This is a genomic window from Arthrobacter sp. Y3223151, from assembly GCF_059091125.1.
Window position 1 is genome coordinate 122,508 of record NZ_JBNHGI010000008.1, and the last position, 17,973, is coordinate 140,480.

Consider the following 17,973-nt stretch of genomic DNA (forward strand, 5'->3'; position numbering starts at 1 on the left):
AGGTGCTTTACATGCCAGAACCGGAAACAATGCCCGCCGGGCCGGGCCGCCTGGACCGGCTCACCGACCGGCTCCCCGCCCCGCTGCGCAAATACGGCCAGCAGATGGGCGGGTGGCGCCGGGTCCAGCTGGCGTTCAAGACCGCGTTGGCGTGCGCCATCGCCTGGTTCATCGCCCTGCGGCTGCCCGGCGAAGTGGACCAGTACCCCTACTACGCGCCGCTGGGCGCGCTGATCAGCATGTATTCCACCGTCGCCGACTCCGTCAAGACCTCCGTGGAGACGCTGGCCGGGCTGCTGCTGGGCATCGGCCTGGCCATGCTCCTGCTCCTGACGGTCGGCCCGCACTTCGTCACCGTGGGCCTGCTGGTGTTCCTGGGCGTGCTGGTCGCGGGGCTGCCGCGGCTCGGGGCCGGCAGGGAATGGGTTCCCATGGCCGCGCTGTTCGTCCTGCTGGTGGGCGGGTCCAATGCGGGCGACTACTCGCTCGGCTATGCGGTGCAGATGGCGGTGGGGGTGGCCGTCGGCATCGCGGTGAACTTCCTGCTCTTCCCGCCGTTGAATTTCAGCGCGGTGGGACGCAGCCTGCAGCAGCTGCAGTCCGACCTCGCCCGGCAGCTGGAGGACATGGCCGAGGCGCTACGGGAGAACTGGCCGCCGGAACACAAGGATTGGGCCACGAACGGCGAGAGCATCACCCGCCTGGGCAACCAGGTGCGGCAGGCCGTGCAGGCCGCCGACCGAAGCCGCAAGGCCAATCCGCGGCGCAAGTTCCACGACCGGGATCTGGACACCGATTGGCGGGATTTGCGCACGCTGGAGCGTGCCGCCTTCCATACCCAGGACATGACCGAGGTGCTCAGCGCCGTGATTTGGGACGAGACCCTGCATCTTCCGGACCCCGTGCTGGCACCGATGGCTAACGCCCTGGACGCCACGGCCGAGGCAATCAGGAGCATGACCGCGGAGGACCTGCCGGACAAACTGAAGGCCGCGCGCGATGCACAGCACCGCCTCACCGGGGTAGTCGCGGGCTCGGTGACTTCGGAGTCCCCCGCGACGGCGGCGGGATCCGTGGCGGTCAGCCTGGAACGCATCCTGGCCGCGCTGGGCCGGCACGTGAAGGACCCCTCGGGCGGCCAGGCCCGGTAACCGCGGCACGGTGACCGAACCGACAACGCTGTCCCGGAATGTATCCGCGTGCCTGCCGTTAACACCAGTGAATGCAAATGCATGTAAACTGATCGCAGCAAGCACCACGAAAGGTACATTATGGAACTCGGCGTATTCAGCGTCAGCGACGTCACCCTGGACCCGACCACCAACCGCATGCCCACCGAGCGCGAGCGGATCAAGGCGTCGGTCGCCATTGCCAAGAAGGTCGAAGACATCGGCATGGATGTCTACGCCATCGGCGAGCACCACAACCCGCCGTTCTTCTCCAGCTCCCCCACCACGCTGCTGGCCTACATCGCCGCGCAGACCGAGCGGATCACGCTGTCCACCGCCACCACGCTGATCACCACCAACGATCCCGTGAAGATCGCCGAGGACTTCGCCATGCTCCAGCAACTGGCCGACGGCCGCGTGGACCTGGTGTTGGGGCGCGGCAACACCGCCCCGGTCTACCCCTGGTTCGGCAAGAACATCCAGGACTCGCTGGAGCTGACGGTGGAGAACTACGCCCTGCTGCGCAAGCTTTGGGACGAGGACGTCGTCAACTGGCAGGGCAAGCACCGCACCCCGCTGCACAACTACACCTCCACACCCCAACCCTTGGACGGTGTTGCGCCCTTCGTCTGGCACGGCTCGATCCGCACGCCGCAGATCGCGGAACTGGCGGCCTACTACGGCGACGGCTTTTTCGCCAACAACATTTTCTGGCCGAAGGAGCACTACATGCAGCTCATCGGCCTGTACCGCGAGCGCTACGAGCACTACGGCCACGGCACCGCCGACCAGGCAATCGTGGGCCTGGGCGGACAGTTCTTCATGCGCAAGAACTCGCAGGACGCGGTCAACGAATTCCGTCCCTACTTCGACAACGCCCCCGTTTACGGCCACGGACCGTCGCTGGAGGACTTCACCGCGCAGACCCCGCTGACCGTCGGCAGCCCGGAGCAGGTGATCGAGAAGACCCTGGCCTTCGCGGACTACTTCGGTGACTACCAGCGCCAGTTGTTCCTGATCGACCACGCGGGACTGCCGCTGAAGACCGTGCTGGAGCAGCTGGACCTGTTCGGCGAAGAGGTGCTGCCGGTGCTGAAGAAGGAGTTCGCCGCCCGCAAGCCGGCGCATGTTCCGGAAGCCCCGACCCACGCCAGCCGCAAGGCCGCCCGCGAGGCCAAGGAAGCTGCCGCCGAGTCGGTGTCCCGTGGCTGATTCATCCGGTCCTGAGATCAGGACGACGGCGGCGGCCTGGGAATCGCTGTTCCGCACCCAGGTGGCGGTGATGCGCCGGATGCAGCAGCTGCCCGAGTTCAGGAAACTCGCCATGCGCGAGTACGACGTCCTGTTCAACCTGAGCCGGTGCCCGGGCGGCTGGAGCCGACTGAACGAGCTGAACGAGGCGCTGCTGATCAGCCAGCCGAGCCTCAGCCGGATGGTCGACCGCTTGGAGAAGAAGGGCCTGGTCCTCCGGCGCACGGCGCGCAACGACCAGCGGGGCATCGAGGTCTCGCTGACCGACGAGGGCCGCGCGTTGCAGAAGGAGATCGGCCGGCAGCACGTCAAGCACCTGCATTCGATGCTCGCCCCGCTGCTGTCCGAGGAGGAATTCGGACAGCTCCAGGAGTTGACCGACAAGCTGCGGGCCGGCCTGGCGAACGATTGAAGCCACCCGGAGGCTGCCGCTGCGGCGCCGGCCTCCGGGTTTTTCCCACCCCTGCGCACCGGCCGAAACGCCGGAGTCCCGCCGGCTCAGGCGGGCGGATCGTCGGCGATCTGCAGGGTCATGATGACCTGCTGCAGCGTCTTGAAGTGCTTGCCGGAGACGTAGCTCTCCGCCTCCGCGATGAGGCCGTAGGCATCCAGCAGCCCGGTCTCGTCGCCGGGCGCCGGAGTGCCGTGGCGGACGGCCGTGCCGAAGGAGTAGGTGCCGACCGGGTCCGGACCGTTGACGGTGTTTTCCACCAGGCAGGCCTGGAAGCCGTCGCCGGCCGTTTTGTCGGTCAGCCCCATCGACCCGAAGTACCGGTGGCCCAGCAGGGTCCGGTAGACGAACAGCGGCTCGACCGTGTCGTCGGACGCCACGGCGGGCACCTTCGCCGGCTCGCTGACCAGCACGCGCAGTTCGGTGACCCCGCCCTCGCAGGCGGCCTTGGGCAGCTTGAGCCGGGTGTGCAGCTCGGCGGCCAGCTTGCCGGAAGAGTCCCGGATGTCCAGGTGCAGCCCGTCGTCCGAGGGCTGGCGGGGCTTGACCTGCCGCTGCACCACCCACTCGCCGGGAACCTCGAAACTGAGCATGCGGTCCGGATCGGTGTAGACCTTCCAGCCGTCGATCGTAGCTTTCCGCACGGGCTCCTTACCGGGCGGCGGCGCGGGTTGTCCGGCGGCATTCCCGCCGGCCGCACCCGACGGCGACGCACTCGCGCCGGCCGACGCGCCGCCGTCGTCGGGCAGCAGGCCGCAGCCGGACGCGAGCGCCACGCACAGCGCCGCGGCGGCACCCCGGCCCAGCATCCTTCGCCTGATCATGCTGCGCTCCCCTCCGGTCCGTGAGGACTCCACCGTACCCAGCGGGAGCATCGGTCCGGTATAGGACCCCGCCGTGTCCCGGGGCGTCGTCGGGAACCTTAGCGCCGCAGCGCCTGGACCTCCTGGACCGCGGCGACGACGGAGCGGGCGGCCAGGGCGATCTCGGCTTCCTTCACGCCGGCCGTGAACGTCAGCCGCACCGCGGTCTGCGCCACGGCCGGTTCGATTCCCATCGCCAGCAGCACCGCGGACGGCTCGTCCGAGCCGGCGGCGCAGGCCGACCCGCTGGAGCAGACCACGCCGCGGCGTTCCAGTTCCAGCAGCACGGCCTCGCCGGAGGTTCCCGGGAAGCAGAAGGAGGCGCTGGCGGGCAGCCGTTCGGTGCGGTGACCGGTCAACATGGTGCCGGGCAGTTCCCGCAGGACGGTGTCGATCAGGTAGTCGCGGTAGCGCGTGAGCCGGTCGGCGTCGGCCGCCCGGTCGCCGCCGGCCAGCGACAACGCGGTGGCGACGGCGACCGCGCCGGCGACGTTCTCGGTGCCGGACCGCCTGCCGCGCTCCTGCCCGCCGCCGTGCAGCACCGGCTCCAGCGGAACCCGGCCGGAGACATACAGCAGCCCGCAGCCCTTGGGCGCGCCCAGCTTGTGGCCGGACACGCTGAGCGCGTCCGCCCCGAGCGCCGCGACGTCCAGGTCCAGCCAGCCGGCCGCCTGCACGGCGTCGGTGTGGAACGGGATACCGGCCGCCCGGCAGAGCCTGCCGATGCGCCCGACCGGCTGGATGGTGCCCACCTCGTTGTTCGCGTACATCACCGTGCACAGCGTGGTGTCGTCGCGCAGCGCGGCCTCCAGATCGTCGACGCGGACCATGCCCGCGGCATCGACCGGCACCCGGGTGACCTCGAAGCCATGGAACCGGGCCAGGTAGTCGACCGCCTCCAGCACCGAGGGGTGTTCCACGGCGCTGGTGACGATGTGCCTGCCCCGCGGGGAGGCGAGCGCAATGCCCTTGACCGCCAGGTTGTTGGACTCGGTCCCGCCGGACGTGAAGATGATCTCGCCGGGGCGGCAGCCCAGCACCTCGGCGGCCTTGCCCCGGGCATAGTCGAGTGCCCGCAGCGCCGCCTCTCCCACGGTGTGGTGGCTCGAGGGGTTGCCGAAGTCCTGCGTCAGGGCCGGCCACATGGCCTCCAGCACCTCGCGGCGCACCGGGGCGGTCGCCGCAGCATCCAGATAGATCACGACGACGACCCCCCTCCGGCCGCCTGCCCCGCCGCGATGCGGATGTCCAGGCCCAGGTCAAGCGATCGCACGCTGTGCGTGAGCGCGCCGGACGAAATGACGTCCACCCCGGTCCGCGCGATCCGGCCGACGGTGTCCAACCGCACGTTGCCGCTGGCCTCGACGATGGCGCGGCCGGCCACCTGCGCAACGCCGGCGCTGAGTCCGTTTAGGCTGAAGTTGTCCAGCATGATGGTGTCCACGCCGGCGGCCAGCACCGGCTCGATCTGTTCGGCCCTGTCCACCTCCACCTCGAAGTGGACGGTGTGCGGGAGCCTGGCCTTCGCCTCGAGCAGCGCCTCGGTCAGGTCCCGGCTGCCGTCGGCGGTGAGCACGGCCAGGTGGTTGTCCTTGGCCATCACGGCGTCGGAGAGCGAATAGCGGTGGTTGTGCCCGCCGCCGCAGCGCACGGCGTAGCGCTCCAGCGCCCGCAGGCCCGGCGTGGTCTTGCGGGTATCGACCACCCGGGCGGCCGTACCGGCCACCTCCCGGACGAAGGCCGCGGTCTGCGTGGCGATGCCGCTCATTCGCTGCAGCAGGTTCAGGGCCACCCGTTCGCCCAGTAGGAGGGAGCGGGCGTTTCCGGTCAGGACGGCCAGCACCTCCCCGGCCTCGAAGGCGGCGCCGTCGTCGGCTTTCAGCTCCACCCTCACGCCCGGATCCACCTGGCGGAAGACCTCGGCCAGCACCGGACCGCCGGAGAGCACGCCGGGCTCGCGGGCGGCCAGCTCCGCCATGGCGGTGGCGTCGGCCGGAATCAGCGTGGCGGAGGTGACGTCGCCCCAGGGCGCGTCCTCGGCGAGCGCCCCGGCGACGATCCGCTCCATGGCGGCCCGGTCGATCGGCTGGTTATGGTTCATGGCTGCTCCTGCAGGACTGGCTGGGATGTGGGGGAAGACGGTGGGGAAAAGGCGGCGGGGGCGGGGACCGCGGCGGCGTTCACATAGGCCAGGTGCCGGCGGTGCGTCGGGGCGTGGGTGTGATCGCTGCGGTAGTGGGCGCCGATGCTGTCGCACCGCGCGGCGGCGGCCGCCACCACCAGCCGGGCCACTGTCAGCAGTGCGGCGTCCTCGGCCGAGGCGGCGTCCGTGACCGGCACATGCCAGCGCCCCAGCTGCCGGGCGGCCTCCCGCAGCGTCGGGCCGTCGCGGACCACGCCGGCGGCGGCCGCCATCACGGCCTGGATCTGCTGCCGGGTACACGCCGTGGTACCGGCCGGTGCGTCCTGCCGGCCGGCGCGTGCCCCTGCAGGCCTCGGGCGGCCCGGCGGGGTCCCGACGTCCAGCGGGACGGCACCGAACACCGGCACGTGCTCCGGCCGGTCCAGCGCGCGCACGGCGCGGCGGGCGAAAACCAGGCCCTCCAGCAGCGAGTTCGAGGCCAGCCGGTTGGCCCCGTGCACGCCGGTGCAGGCGACCTCGCCCACCGCCAACAGCCCGGGCACCGAGGTCCGGCCGTCGTGGTCGGTCCGCACGCCGCCCATCCAGTAGTGCGAGGCCGGACGCACCGGCAGCGGTTGCCGCGTCCAGTCGAAGCCCAGCGACCGGACGGTGGCGTCGATCATCGGGAACCTCGCGGCCAGGAAGCCGGCGCCCTTCCCCCGCTCTATCCCGGTGGCGTCCAGGAAGACCTGCGGCAGCAGCCCGTTTTCCTCCTGCCGCCGGAGCCGAGTGTGGATGCAGCGCGAGACCACGTCGCGGGGCGCCAGCTCGGCGTCCGGATGCAGCGCCGGCATGAACCGCTCCCCCGCCGCGTCCACCAGCACGGCCCCTTCGCCGCGCACCGCCTCGGAAATCATGAAGGCCCTGCCGCCGGTCGCCGCCGGGTCCAGCAGGGTGGGGTGGAACTGGATGAACTCCAGGTCGGCCAGCGCCGCACCCGCTTCCCAGGCCAGCGCCGCGCCGTCGCCGGTGGCGGCGGCGGGGTTGGTGGTGGCAGGGTACAGCTGCCCGGCACCGCCGGTCGCGAGGATCACGACGTCGGTGTCCAGCCGCGCGGTCACGGCGCCTGATTCCGCGTGCAGCAGCTCCACGCCCGCCACGCGCGCGCCGGCCCTGAGCAGCCGCCGCACCATCGTGTGCTCAAGGATTTCCAGCCGGCCGGCCTCCGCCAGCCGGCGGACCACCCGGATCAGCACTTCGGCGACGCCGGCCCCGGTGCGGTCGCCGCCGGCGTGCAGGATCCGCGGCGCGGAGTGGGCCCCTTCCAACCCGAGCGACAGTTCGCCGCCGTCCCGGTCGAAGGCCACGCCCCACGCTTCCAGGGTGGCGATTTCCGCCGCCGCACCTGCGCACAGCAGGCGGACGGCGCCGTCGTCGTTCATGAAGGCACCGGCGGCGAGGGTGTCGGCGACGTGCGCCGCCACGGAGTCCCCGGCCGAGGCGCCCTGCGCGGTGACCGCGGTGATCCCGCCCTGGGCGTGCCAGGTGTTGGACTCGGCCAGCCTGCCCTTGGTGATCAGGGTGACGGCCGTGTCCGGGCGTTCCGCGGCGAGCGCGGCGGCGTAGAGCCCGGCGATGCCGGACCCTAGCACCGCCACGCGCCGGTCCGGTTCGCGGTTCACGGCTTGGCTGCCAGCATCCGTTCCAGCGCCACGCGGGCGGGGACGGCCACCGCATCGGGCACGGTGATCCGGTTGAGGACTTCACCGCCGGGCAGCCGGCCGGTGCCGGCGTAGGCTTCCAGCACCCAGGCCAGGTAGCCCGGGTGGATCCGGTACATCGTCGAACACGGGCAGATCACCGGGTCGAGGCAGAAGATGGTGTGCTGCGGGTACTCGGCGGCCAGCCGGTTGACCATGTTGATCTCGGTGCCGATCGCGAAGACGGTCGGCTCGGTGGCGGCGGCCACGGCCTTGCGGATGTAGTCGGTGGAACCGGACTCATCCGCGGCGTCCACCACCGGCATGGGGCATTCCGGGTGCACGATCACCCGGACGCCCGGGTAGTCGGCGCGTGCCTTCTCGATCTGGTCCACGGTGAAGCGCTTGTGCACGGAGCAGAATCCGTGCCAGAGAATCACGCGGGATTCCTGCAGCGTCGCCTCGTCGTTGCCGCCCAGGGGCTGGCGCGGATTCCACATGGGCATCTGCTCCAGCGGCACGCCCATGGCCTTGGCCGTGTTGCGGCCCAGGTGCTGGTCGGGGAAGAACAGGACCCGGTGGGCGCGCTCGAAGGCCCACTCCAGCACGGTTCCGGCGTTGGAGGAGGTGCAGACGATCCCGCCGTTTTCTCCGCAGAACCCCTTGAGCGCGGCCGACGAGTTCATGTAGGTGACCGGGATGACCGGGACCTTGCCGTCCGCGTCCGGACCGCTGCCGAGTACGCCGGCCAGCTGGTCCCAGCAGGCCTGCACCGAGTCGATGTCCGCCATGTCCGCCATGGAGCAGCCGGCGGCCAGGTTCGGCAGGATCACGGCCTGGTCTTCTCCGGAGAGCATGTCGGCGGTTTCGGCCATGAAGTGCACGCCGCAGAACACGATGACTTCGGCCTCCGGCTTTTCCTTGGCGGCCCGCGCCAGCTGGAACGAGTCGCCCACGAAATCGGCGTACTTGACCACTTCGTCGCGCTGGTAGAAGTGGCCGAGAATGACCAGCTTGTCGCCCAGCTTTGCCTTGGCGGCCAGGATCCGCTCCTCGAGCTCCGCGTCGCCGGCCAGCCGGTATTCTGTTGGAATTTCGCCCTGCCGCGGGGTGGCGGCCGGCGCCGGATCGGCCATCGACGCGCCCGGCCCGTAGGAGGGAGCCCAGGCACCGCTGCCCGCGGCGGTGTCGAAGGCCCACGGCCCCTTGGCCAGATCGGGCGTGCAGGTGGAGGCGGCGGGCGCGCGGGAGCCGGCAAGGGCTTCCTCGCGGGTGATCAGCTGGATGGTGCTGTTGACCGATGACATGGTGTTCTCCGTTGTTGGGCAGGGGTCAGGTCGGGAGTTCCGGGGCGGACTGTGGGTTTGGGCCGGGTGCGGCGGCGGTTGCCGCGGGCGGCTGGGGAGCTGGCTAGGCGGGCGGGCTGCCCCTGAGCTGCGCGGCGCTCCCGGTGTAGCGGTAGAGCCGGGGCGGCCGGTGCCGGCCGCCCTGCAGGTACTCGTCGGTCGGTTCGATGTCCGGCGTCGCCCGCAGCTGGCGGCGGAAGTTGGCCGGATCCAACTGCTTGCCCAGCACGGCCTCGTACACTTCGCGGACCTGGGCCAGCGTGAAGGTGGACCCGAGGAAGGCGTACGCGATGGAGCTGTATTCCACCTTGTTCCGCAGCCGCCACAGCGCGTAATCCACGATCTGGTTGTGGTCGAACGCCAGCTGGCCTAGTTCATCGGCGCGGACCCAGCGCACGTTCTCGGTTTCGCGGGCCAGCGCCGCCTCGTCCGGCTTCACGAGCGCCCAATAGACAATGGAGACCACCCGCTGCGCCGGTGAGCGGTCCAGGCCGCCGAAGGCGTACAACTGCTCCAGGTAGCTCGGCTGCAGGCCGGTGGTCTCCTCCAGGTTCCGGGCCGCGGCGTCCTGGAGAGATTCGGCCGCACTTAGCGGACCGCCGGGCAGCGCCCACAGGTCCCGGAACGGCTGCCGGGTGCGGCGGACCAGCGGCAGCCACAAGGTGGGGCGACCCGCCTCCGGGTCCGGGCGGAGGGCGAAGATCACCGTGGAAATGGCCAGCTCGGGGGGCTGCTGCGCCCGCTCCGACACGTTGGCCGCGTGGATCGGCATGGCTCTCTCCTCCCTGAAGACTAGTAAAAGTCACTTTGACTAGAACTCATCCTAGCGGGTTATGGTCATGTTGACCCAATCGCACCCCAATGTCGGCGAATTGTGACGACACCGAGATCATGGCGGCACGGACAAGCTTCCCGCCCTCCTCTCCCCGCAAGCCGGAACCGACCACCGACTGACACGCGTGTCCGTACCGCAACTGCTCTCTCCCCCGCTACCGTGGGAAGCCATTGGCAACTCTCGTTCGAAGGGTTCGAATGCAGACAGCACGGCCCCCGCGGCGGGCGCGGACCGGGCGCATGGGTCTTTGGCTTTTGACCGTCGCCCTGCTCGTTGGTTGTTCGGCCTCGCCCACCACCACCTACATCGACACGAGCGGTCGTGAGACGACTGTGGACTGGCGTGATTATCCGGGCCACGCCCACATTTCAGCCGAAGAAATACTGTCTGGGCCTACCCGAGAGCAGGCCGAATCACTGGCGGAAGCCCTTTTGTCCGACGTGGAATCCGCCCTCGGCAGAGAGTACGGGCTGCGCTGGCGGGGCGACGGGGAAGCGGGCTGGTATCCGCAGGAAGGAAACGGGTACGGCGGCAAGTCCGCGTATTCCACCTACAACTCCGCCAACCGCATCAGCGGTTCGGCTCCCCCGGCGCCTGAAGACTGGCAGCGCATCGTCGACATAGTGAACGGGATACTCGCAGGCCATGGTTTCGATGCGCTGGTTCTCGATCACCAGTCATCGCCGCACGGCGACGAAGAAACCTGGCAGCGGGAACAGCGTGAGCGCTTCGGAACCGATGATCCGGACGAGTACTGGGTGTGGAGCGGAGCGGCACACACAGATTCCCAGTGGCTCAGTGGCTGTCGATCACCCTGCTGGATGTGTCCCGCGACCCGTCCGGCAAGGCAGCCGCAGAAGCCGCGGAGCATGGGTGGGCACCTCGATCGATCACGCTGGATTACGGCGCCACCGCGCTGTCGGAACGCGACATCGAGAACTTCCGACGGGACCTTGCGCCGTTCGCCGGACTGGACAAGCCGGAGCCGACAACCTCCGACTGACACCACGAATGGAGGCACAGCGGCATTCCGGCGTGCCCGCGTGGCGCCGGCCTCCCCGGGTTAGGCTTCAGCCATGCACCCACGGGGACGGCGGCGGTTCGTACCACCGGACAACAACGAAATCCTCAGGCGCAGGTATGGCAGGAAGGAACGCCCGCCGCACCATCGCGTCATCCTTGGCCGCTACGCCTTCATCAAGGGCTGGCTGGTCGCGGTCGGGGCGTGGTTCGTCATCTCGCTGGCCCTGAGCATCATCGACCAACTGTCGTCGCCGAACTCCGCTGCCCTGAGCTTCTGGGGCCTATTGCTGACGATCGGCTTTTTCTTCGCCGCCCTGCTGGGCGCCCCCTTCGCGCTGCTGCTGGGCCTGCTGCTGCGCCCTGTTCGCCGGCAGTGGGTGCATGTGCTCGCATTTACCGCAGGGCTGGCCGCGCTCACGTGGGGAACCGCCGCCCTGCTGGCTCCGGGCACGGCTCCGCTGCCGGCCCTTTTCGCAGTGATTGCCGGCACCGCCGCGGGGCTCGGCCGCGCTGCGGTGGTCCGGGACGTCGACGTCGACGTCGACGTCGACGGCGACGGCGGCGCCGCCCTTCCCTCCGGGGTCAGCGGGGATCGGCGGCGGCCTGGACCAACGGAAGGGTCCGCTCCCGGAAGTGGCTGTTAAGCACGATCACGGACGACGAACGCAGCACCGTATTGGTCGCCATGACCTGGTCGAGCACGCGCTGCAGATCCGCGTTCGACCGGGCGACGACACAAGCCAGCAGGTCGCTTTCACCGGAGACGGTGTGCAGTTCCAGCACCTCCGGAATGTCGGCGAGCGCGGCCGCCACGGCGTCGTGCCCGGACTCCTGGCGGATCACGAACGAACAGTAAGCCCGCACCACGTATCCCAGTGCCTCGGGCGAAAGCCGCGGCCCCCAGCCCGCCGTCACGCCGGCACGTTGCATCTTGTCCAGCCGGGCCTGTACTGTGGCACGCGCTACTTTCAGCACCCGCGACGCCTCCAGAACAGACATCCGCGGGTCCTCCGTGAACAGCGTGACGATGTCGGCATCGAGAGAGTCGATCTGCATGACGCTGTGCGTCCTTTCGGGTTCGGTGCCGCCAGTTGTGGGACACTGCTAGACAAATTGTCAGCTTACGGGCTGCTTTCGCCAAACGACAGGACAGTCGATGCCGCGTTTTACCGCCACTCACCACCGCGACCCGAGCGCCCGACCGCCCGCCGGGCTCGGCCACGGGATGAAGCAGCGTCAGCTGATCATGATGGGACTGGGCAGCGCCATCGGCGCCGGGCTCTTCCTGGGCTCCGGAGCGGGCATCCAGGCCGCCGGTCCGGCCGTGTTGATCTCCTACCTGCTCGCGGGCACGTTGGTGATCATCGTGATGTGGGCGCTGGGCGAGATGGCCGCCGCCAACCCCAGCAGCGGTGCCTTCTCGACGTACGCCGAGAAGGCGCTGGGCCGCACCGCCGGCGCCACCATCGGCTGGCTCTGGTGGCTGCAGCTGGTGGTGGTGATCGCGGCCGAGGCAGTGGGCGCCGCGGGCTTGCTGGCCACGGTCTGGCCGGCGCTGCCCGTCTGGCTGCTCGCGCTGGTGTTCATGGTGGTCTTCACCGTGGTCAACTTGTTCGGGGTGCGCAACTACGGAGAATTCGAGTTCTGGTTCGCCATCTTTAAGGTCATCGCCATCCTGGCGTTCCTCGCCATCGGCGCGGCCCTGCTGTTCGGCTGGCTGCCCAATGTCCCGTCGCCCGGGTTGGGCGTCATCTTCGGCGAGGACGGCTTCGCCCCCAACGGCATCGCCGGCATCGGTGCCGGGCTGCTGGTGGTGATCTTCGCCTTCGGCGGGACCGAGATCGTCGCCGTTGCGGCAGCGGAAACGGAAAACCCGGGAGCCAGCGTGGCGAAGGCCATCCGGACCGTCGTCTGGCGCATCCTGGTGTTCTACTTCGGCTCGGTGCTGGTGATCGCGCTGACGGTGCCCTGGGATTCGGAGGCGCTGGCATCGCCCTTTGCCGCGGTGCTCTCGATCGCCCAGATCCCCGGCGCGGATGTGGCCATCACCCTGGTCGCCGCGGTAGCGCTGCTCTCGGCGCTCAACGCCAACCTGTACGGCGCATCCAGGATGATCTTTTCCCTCTCGGAACGGAACGAGGCGCCCGCTTCCCTCAGGAGGCTCAGCACCCGGCGGGTTCCCGTCAGAGCGGTAATGGCGTCCGTGGCGTTTGGTTTTGTGGCGGCCGTGCTCGAGCTGTTGTTCCCCGAGCGCGTCCTGCCGGTGTTGCTGAACGTCGTCGGGTCCACCTGCCTGGTGGTCTGGGGGATGGTCCTGCTGTCACAACTGGTGCTGCGCCGCCGGGCCGACCGCGAAGGCACGGAGCTGCCGTTCCGGATGCGCGGCTTCCCGGCAATGACGTACGCGGGCCTTGCCTTGCTGGCCGCAATCCTGGTGCTTGGCTTCTTCTCCCCGACAACGGGAATCCAGCTGCTCTCGACCCTGGTGCTGATCGCCGCGATGGCTGCAGCTGCAAAAATCGCCGCACGCCGAACACCTGTTAAAAGTTCACCTCGCCGCTAGCAGCACGCATTTTGCTTATAGCTACCGCCAGCAGGGGCAACTAACTGTGCACACTGTTTGGTGATCACATGGCAGATTGCACACTCCACGTAGGGTGACTAGTGTCACCGTAAGCAACTGACGCCGTCGCGCTCCTCCCCGCGGGGACGCGGCGGCACCATAACTACGTGGAGGAGCAGGCATGAGCAGCGTTCTTTCCCTGGACCCGTCGGCACAGCCCGACCTGTCCGCCGAGGACCTCAAGGAGCTCTACCGGCTGATGGTGTCGGTCCGCCACCTGGACGAATCGGCCATCCGGTGGCAGCGCCAGGGCCTGATTCCCGGCTACGCACCGGAGCTCGGGCAGGAAGCCGCCCAGGTGGGCAGCGGGTACGCGCTGGACATGTCCCGCGACTTCGTCTTCCCGACCTACCGCGAGATGGGCGTGGCGCGGACGGTGGGCGTGGACATGGTCGAGTACATGTCCACCCACAAGGCGACTTGGCACGGCGGGCTGTACGATCCCCAGGCCACCCGCTTTGCCCCGATCCAAGCCGTCGTGGCAGGCTCCGTGCTGCACGCCGTCGGCTGGGCGCACGGGCAGACACTTTCCGGCACCCCGGCTGGAGAACTCGGCGTGGCCATCACCTACTTCGGCGACGGCGCCAGCTCGCAGGGCGACGTTCACGAAGCCATGAACTTCGCCGCAGTCATGAAGGCTCCCGTGGTCTTTTTCATCCAGAACAACGGCTTCGCGATCTCGGTGCCGACCGAGCGCCAGGTGGCCGGCGGCTCCGTTGCCGCCCGCGCCGCCGGCTACGCCATGCCGTCCCTCCAGGTGGATGGCAACGACGCCGTGGCGGTTTACCAGGCGACGGCCGCCGCCCTCGGCCATGCACGGGCGGGCCACGGGCCGGCCATCGTGGAAGCCATGACGTACCGGCGGGGCCCGCACTCCACCAGCGACGACCCCGGCCGCTACCGCACCCTGGCCGAGGAACGCGCCGACGGCGGCGAGGATCCGCTGCTGCGCATGCGGGCCCGGCTGGAAGCCGACGGCATCGCCGGCGAGGACTTCTTCGCCGAGGTGCTCGCGGCCGCCAAGGCGGAAGAGGAACGGATCCGGGACGGCGTGGCGGCACTTGGTTCCCGTCCCGGCACGGAGATGTTCGATTTTGTCTACCAGGAACCCACACACGCGCTGAAGGCCCAGGCACGCGCCTGGCGGGAGGAGTCCGAGCATGTCTGAGCACAAGACCCTGAGCGACCTTGAAGCCGCCATCGACAACACCACGGAAACCAGCGCCCAGCAGGAATCCGTGGACGTGGTGGAACCCGGCCACGTCACCGCCGTCGAACAGCTCTCCATGCAGCAGGCACTGAACCGCGCGCTGGCAGAGGTGCTGGAGGACAACCCCAAAGCACTGGTCCTGGGCGAGGACGTCGGACTGCTCGGCGGCGTCTTCCGCATCACCGACGGCCTGCAGAAGAAGTTCGGCGAGGCACGGGTTTTCGACACCCCGCTAGCCGAATCCGGCATTCTCGGCATGTCGGTGGGCCTGGCCATGGCCGGCTACCACCCGATCCCCGAGGTGCAGTTCGACGGGTTCGCCTACCCGGCGATCAACCAGATTGTCTGCCAGGTGGGCCGGATGAACTACCGGAGCCGCGGCACCATGCCGATGCCCATCACGTTGCGGGTACCCAGCTTCGGCGGCATCCGCGCTCCCGAGCACCACGGCGAGTCGCTGGAATCGCTGTTCGCCCACGTCCCCGGCCTGAAGGTGGTCTCGCCGTCGAGCCCGAACGAGGCCTACCACCTGCTCAAGCACGCGGCGACGCGGCCCGACCCGGTGATCTTCATGGAGCCGAAGTCCCGCTACTGGCAGAAGGGCCCGGTGGACACCTTCCCCGAGCCGGACGGCTACTCCCCCGAAGGCTCGCGGATCGTCCGCGAAGGCAAGCACCTGACCCTGGTCGCCTGGGGCGCCATGGTGGCCCGCTGCCTGCAGGTCGCCGAGCTCGCCGCCGAGGACGGCATCGAGCTCGAGGTGCTGGACCTGCGCTGGCTGAAGCCCATCGATGCCGAAGGACTGGCCGCTTCCGTGGCCAAGACGCGCCGCGCCGTCGTCGTGCACGAGGCGCCGCTGACCTCCGGCCTGGGTGCGGAAGTGGCCGCGCTGATTACCGAGCGCTGCTTCAACACCCTGCGGGCACCTGTTGAGCGGGTGACCGGATTCGACGTACCGTACCCCTCGGGAGACCTGGAAGACGAGTACGTACCCAACATTGACCGCATCCTGTTCGGGATCCAGCGAGTATTGGAGTATCGCCGTGGCTGAAATTACGTTCCCCCTGCCGGATCTTGGTGAGGGCCTGATCGAGGCAACCGTGCTGGAATGGCTCGTCTCCGAGGGCGAGCAGATCGAGCGCAACCACCCGCTTGTCGAGGTGGAGACCACCAAGTCCGCCGTTGAACTGCCCTCCCCGCAGGCGGGCAAAGTGGTGAAAATCCATGGTGAACCCGGCGACATCATCAAGGTGGGCGAACCGTTGATCGTTTTCGAGGTTCCCGATGACACCGCCGGTATTGTGGGCACCGTACCGAAGGAAGAAGCGCCCAAGCGCCGCGTCCGCCTGACGGCGGCGCTCGACGACGAGGACTGAGCATGGGAAACAACCCGCAGCACACCGTAGAAGGCCTCGACCCGCGCCTGCACGTCCAGGTGCACGAGGCCGCCGAAGGGACCGAGGGCCCCCGCCGTCCGGTGATCCTGCTGCACGGTTTCGCCTCCTCCAGCAAGCTCAACTGGGAGGACGCCGGGTGGATCACGGCGCTCACACAGGCCGGCCGGCGCGTGGTCACGGTGGACCTTCCCGGCCACGGCGAAAGCGCCGCTCCGGAAGAAATGGATGCCTACGCCCCCAGCCGGATCCGCGCCGACCTGCTGCAGCTGGTCCAGGACGCCAAGGTCCGTCCGCTGAAAGAGAACGATCCCGACACCGGGGTTGACCTGATCGGGTACTCCCTGGGAGCTCGGCTGGCCTGGGAGTTCGGCGCCACCCAGCCGGAACTGGTCCGGCGGATGGTGCTCGGCGGGCCCGGCAGCAGCGACCCCCTGGCGGACTTCGACCTGCACGCTGCCCAGCGCTTCCTGGCCGACGGGACGCCCATCGAGGACGTCAACACCGCTGAGCTCTTGCGGATGGCCAAGCTGGTGCCGTCTAACGACATCTTCGCGCTGATGACCATGATCGAGGCGATCAAGACCGAACCCTTCGTACCGACCGAGGCCGTGCCGAGGATGCCGGTGCTCCTGGTCGCCGGCGACAAGGACGACCTGGCTGTCACCGCGCCGGAGCTGGCTGCGCTTTCCGACGCCGCGGAGTTGATGTGGCTGCCCGCGCGCACGCACGCCAATGCCGTGACCTCCCGGGCCTTCAAGACCGCCGCCATCGAATTCCTCGCTGATTGACCGTTCGCGCATTTTTTCGGTGCCGTGAACGGCCCTTTTGGTCGGTACAATTACCGATGAGATTAAATTCCTGGGGCGTGGAGGCTTGATGGAGGTATTCCTGGGCGGGCGCTACAGGACACGGGAGCTCATAGGCACCGGCGGGGCAGCGTCCGTGTACCGGGCCGTAGACGAATCTTTGGGCCGCGAGGTGGCGGTCAAAATGTTCGCACCGACGACGCCGGACGATGACGAGTACCGGCGGCAGCACACCGAAACCCTGCTGCTGGCCACGCTGAACCACCCGGGTTTGGTGACGTTGCTGGATGCGGGCCTGCACACGGCGGCCGACGGCGCCACCACCAGTTACCTGGTGATGGAACTGATCGAAGGGGCCGATCTCCGGCGCAGGCTGCGGAGCGGCCCGCTAACCTCCGTGGACACAGCCCAAATCGGTGCCGATCTCGCCGATGCACTGAACTACATCCACGATCAGGGTGTGATCCACCGTGACGTGAAGCCGGCCAATATCCTGTTGGCCAACGGCAGCCCGAACGACACCCGGCACCACCCCAAACTTTCTGACTTCGGCATCGCCCGGATGGTCGAATCCAGCATGGCCACTGCCCAGGGCGCGACCATCGGAACGGCGAACTACCTCAGCCCGGAACAGGCCGTCGGCGAAAAAGTTACCGGCGCCAGCGATGTTTACTCGTTGGCCCTGGTGCTCTTCGAGTGCCTTACCCAGCGCAAGGCCTTCCCGGGGACACCTATGGAGGCAGCGGTCGCCCGCCTGCTGCGGGACCCGGAGATGCCAGCATCGATGGATCCCGAATGGGCGGACCTGCTGACCCGGATGACCCGCCGTGACCCGGAGGCTCGTCCTACCGCCCACGAGGTGGCCCTGAGGCTGCGGAACCTGGCCGAAGGGCCGCTGCCCGACCAAATTGTGGCCTCCGCCTCCGTGCTCCCCTCCCCTGCAGCACTGGTGAACGGTGTGATCGGATCGGACACGGCCGGGGCACCCGAAGAGCGTACCGGTGGGCACATCACCGGGAACGTGGCAATCCCCGCGCCGCCGAACCGCGCCCCCAGCGTCGGTTAGCACCGCGCTCCCAGCGTGGGGTAACCACGCTCTCAGCGAGGGTTGAACAAGGCTCCCAGCGTGGGGTAACCACGCTCTCAGCGAGGGTGAAACCGGATCCCCGTGGGTTGA

General features: G+C 68.9%; 18 protein-coding genes. 11 read left to right on the forward strand and 7 right to left on the reverse strand.

What is annotated here, in order from left to right; translation table 11 throughout:
* Positions 1-11: 11 nt before the first annotated feature.
* The 3 genes from AC5RUP_RS12445 to AC5RUP_RS12455 all read left to right on the forward strand — a co-directional run bounded on the left by AC5RUP_RS12445 (position 12) and on the right by AC5RUP_RS12455 (position 2,832).
* Positions 12-1,151, forward strand: a complete 1,140-nt coding sequence (locus AC5RUP_RS12445) for an FUSC family protein (protein WP_494154728.1) — start codon at positions 12-14, stop codon at positions 1,149-1,151.
* A gap of 120 nt (positions 1,152-1,271) precedes the next feature.
* On the forward strand, positions 1,272-2,381 hold the full coding sequence (locus AC5RUP_RS12450) for an LLM class flavin-dependent oxidoreductase (protein WP_494131768.1): 1,110 nt from the start codon (positions 1,272-1,274) through the stop codon (positions 2,379-2,381).
* Positions 2,374-2,832, forward strand: coding sequence for a MarR family winged helix-turn-helix transcriptional regulator (locus AC5RUP_RS12455; RefSeq protein WP_494131769.1), 459 nt, complete (start codon positions 2,374-2,376; stop codon positions 2,830-2,832). Before AC5RUP_RS12450 ends, AC5RUP_RS12455 begins: the two co-directional genes overlap by 8 nt.
* Before the next feature lie 86 nt (positions 2,833-2,918).
* Here the strand turns inward: AC5RUP_RS12455 and AC5RUP_RS12460 are convergent, their stop codons facing one another.
* From AC5RUP_RS12460 to AC5RUP_RS12485, 6 genes are all read right to left on the reverse strand, one after another.
* Positions 2,919-3,695 carry a hypothetical protein gene (locus AC5RUP_RS12460; RefSeq protein WP_494158592.1) on the reverse strand — a complete coding sequence of 259 codons (777 nt, stop codon included), beginning with the start codon at positions 3,693-3,695 and terminating at the stop codon, positions 2,919-2,921.
* A 98-nt stretch (positions 3,696-3,793) separates the two neighbouring features.
* Complete coding sequence (locus tag AC5RUP_RS12465) at positions 3,794-4,936, reverse strand: cysteine desulfurase family protein (protein ID WP_494158593.1); 1,143 nt, start codon at positions 4,934-4,936, stop codon at positions 3,794-3,796.
* A complete protein-coding gene (gene nadC, locus AC5RUP_RS12470; RefSeq protein WP_494155140.1) occupies positions 4,933-5,835 on the reverse strand; it encodes a carboxylating nicotinate-nucleotide diphosphorylase in 903 nt (300 codons plus the stop codon). The genes AC5RUP_RS12465 and nadC overlap by 4 nt, the downstream gene beginning before the upstream one ends.
* Entirely contained in the window at positions 5,832-7,538 is a 1,707-nt protein-coding gene (gene nadB / locus AC5RUP_RS12475) for an L-aspartate oxidase (RefSeq protein WP_494158594.1), read from the reverse strand. The genes nadC and nadB overlap by 4 nt, the downstream gene beginning before the upstream one ends.
* On the reverse strand, positions 7,535-8,863 hold the full coding sequence (gene nadA, locus AC5RUP_RS12480) for a quinolinate synthase NadA (RefSeq protein WP_494131774.1): 1,329 nt from the start codon (positions 8,861-8,863) through the stop codon (positions 7,535-7,537). Before nadA ends, nadB begins: the two co-directional genes overlap by 4 nt.
* 103 nt (positions 8,864-8,966) lie before the next feature.
* Positions 8,967-9,674, reverse strand: coding sequence for an NUDIX hydrolase (locus tag AC5RUP_RS12485; protein WP_494012390.1), 708 nt, complete (start codon positions 9,672-9,674; stop codon positions 8,967-8,969).
* Between the two features lie 853 nt (positions 9,675-10,527).
* Between AC5RUP_RS12485 and AC5RUP_RS12490 the strand changes: the two genes are divergently transcribed.
* Complete coding sequence (locus AC5RUP_RS12490; protein ID WP_494155040.1) at positions 10,528-10,740, forward strand: hypothetical protein; 213 nt, start codon at positions 10,528-10,530, stop codon at positions 10,738-10,740.
* A gap of 73 nt (positions 10,741-10,813) precedes the next feature.
* Positions 10,814-11,404, forward strand: coding sequence for a hypothetical protein (locus tag AC5RUP_RS12495; RefSeq protein WP_494158595.1), 591 nt, complete (start codon positions 10,814-10,816; stop codon positions 11,402-11,404).
* On the opposite strand, the gene AC5RUP_RS12500 is transcribed toward AC5RUP_RS12495, so the two are convergent.
* Positions 11,343-11,816: an Lrp/AsnC family transcriptional regulator gene (locus AC5RUP_RS12500; protein WP_493979767.1), complete on the reverse strand. Its 474-nt coding sequence runs from the start codon at positions 11,814-11,816 to the stop codon at positions 11,343-11,345. The genes AC5RUP_RS12495 and AC5RUP_RS12500 overlap by 62 nt on opposite strands.
* A 100-nt stretch (positions 11,817-11,916) precedes the next feature.
* Here AC5RUP_RS12500 and AC5RUP_RS12505 point away from each other — a divergent pair, with 100 nt between their 5' ends.
* The 6 genes from AC5RUP_RS12505 to AC5RUP_RS12530 all read left to right on the forward strand — a co-directional run bounded on the left by AC5RUP_RS12505 (position 11,917) and on the right by AC5RUP_RS12530 (position 17,862).
* Entirely contained in the window at positions 11,917-13,323 is a 1,407-nt protein-coding gene (locus AC5RUP_RS12505) for an amino acid permease (RefSeq protein ID WP_494158596.1), read from the forward strand.
* A 181-nt stretch (positions 13,324-13,504) separates the two neighbouring features.
* Positions 13,505-14,551: a thiamine pyrophosphate-dependent enzyme gene (locus AC5RUP_RS12510; protein ID WP_494158597.1), complete on the forward strand. Its 1,047-nt coding sequence runs from the start codon at positions 13,505-13,507 to the stop codon at positions 14,549-14,551.
* A gap of 118 nt (positions 14,552-14,669) precedes the next feature.
* Positions 14,670-15,644, forward strand: coding sequence for an alpha-ketoacid dehydrogenase subunit beta (locus tag AC5RUP_RS12515; RefSeq protein ID WP_494154244.1), 975 nt, complete (start codon positions 14,670-14,672; stop codon positions 15,642-15,644).
* Positions 15,637-15,969 (forward strand): biotin/lipoyl-containing protein, encoded by a 333-nt coding sequence (locus AC5RUP_RS12520; RefSeq protein WP_493979765.1) that lies wholly within the window; start codon positions 15,637-15,639, stop codon positions 15,967-15,969. Before AC5RUP_RS12515 ends, AC5RUP_RS12520 begins: the two co-directional genes overlap by 8 nt.
* Before the next feature lie 2 nt (positions 15,970-15,971).
* Complete coding sequence (locus AC5RUP_RS12525; RefSeq protein ID WP_494092338.1) at positions 15,972-16,778, forward strand: alpha/beta fold hydrolase; 807 nt, start codon at positions 15,972-15,974, stop codon at positions 16,776-16,778.
* Positions 16,779-16,866: 88 nt separating this feature from the next.
* Positions 16,867-17,862, forward strand: coding sequence for a serine/threonine-protein kinase (locus AC5RUP_RS12530; RefSeq protein WP_494154241.1), 996 nt, complete (start codon positions 16,867-16,869; stop codon positions 17,860-17,862).
* The last annotated feature ends 111 nt before the right edge of the window (positions 17,863-17,973 follow it).

What these genes read in the sequence shown, in the direction of transcription:
- AC5RUP_RS12505 (WP_494158596.1), top strand. Translation starts at nt 11,917, where the DNA reads ATGCCGCGTTTTACCGCCACTCACCACCGCGACCCGAGCGCCCGACCG.
- AC5RUP_RS12525 (WP_494092338.1), top strand. Translation starts at nt 15,972, where the DNA reads ATGGGAAACAACCCGCAGCACACCGTAGAAGGCCTCGACCCGCGCCTG.
- AC5RUP_RS12530 (WP_494154241.1), top strand. Translation starts at nt 16,867, where the DNA reads ATGGAGGTATTCCTGGGCGGGCGCTACAGGACACGGGAGCTCATAGGC.
- nadC (WP_494155140.1), bottom strand. Translation starts at nt 5,835, where the DNA reads ATGAACCATAACCAGCCGATCGACCGGGCCGCCATGGAGCGGATCGTC.
- AC5RUP_RS12515 (WP_494154244.1), top strand. Translation starts at nt 14,670, where the DNA reads ATGCAGCAGGCACTGAACCGCGCGCTGGCAGAGGTGCTGGAGGACAAC.
- AC5RUP_RS12450 (WP_494131768.1), top strand. Translation starts at nt 1,272, where the DNA reads ATGGAACTCGGCGTATTCAGCGTCAGCGACGTCACCCTGGACCCGACC.
- AC5RUP_RS12445 (WP_494154728.1), top strand. Translation starts at nt 12, where the DNA reads ATGCCAGAACCGGAAACAATGCCCGCCGGGCCGGGCCGCCTGGACCGG.
- AC5RUP_RS12460 (WP_494158592.1), bottom strand. Translation starts at nt 3,695, where the DNA reads ATGATCAGGCGAAGGATGCTGGGCCGGGGTGCCGCCGCGGCGCTGTGC.
- AC5RUP_RS12495 (WP_494158595.1), top strand. Translation starts at nt 10,814, where the DNA reads ATGCACCCACGGGGACGGCGGCGGTTCGTACCACCGGACAACAACGAA.
- AC5RUP_RS12510 (WP_494158597.1), top strand. Translation starts at nt 13,505, where the DNA reads ATGAGCAGCGTTCTTTCCCTGGACCCGTCGGCACAGCCCGACCTGTCC.
- nadA (WP_494131774.1), bottom strand. Translation starts at nt 8,863, where the DNA reads ATGTCATCGGTCAACAGCACCATCCAGCTGATCACCCGCGAGGAAGCC.
- AC5RUP_RS12500 (WP_493979767.1), bottom strand. Translation starts at nt 11,816, where the DNA reads ATGCAGATCGACTCTCTCGATGCCGACATCGTCACGCTGTTCACGGAG.
- AC5RUP_RS12485 (WP_494012390.1), bottom strand. Translation starts at nt 9,674, where the DNA reads ATGCCGATCCACGCGGCCAACGTGTCGGAGCGGGCGCAGCAGCCCCCC.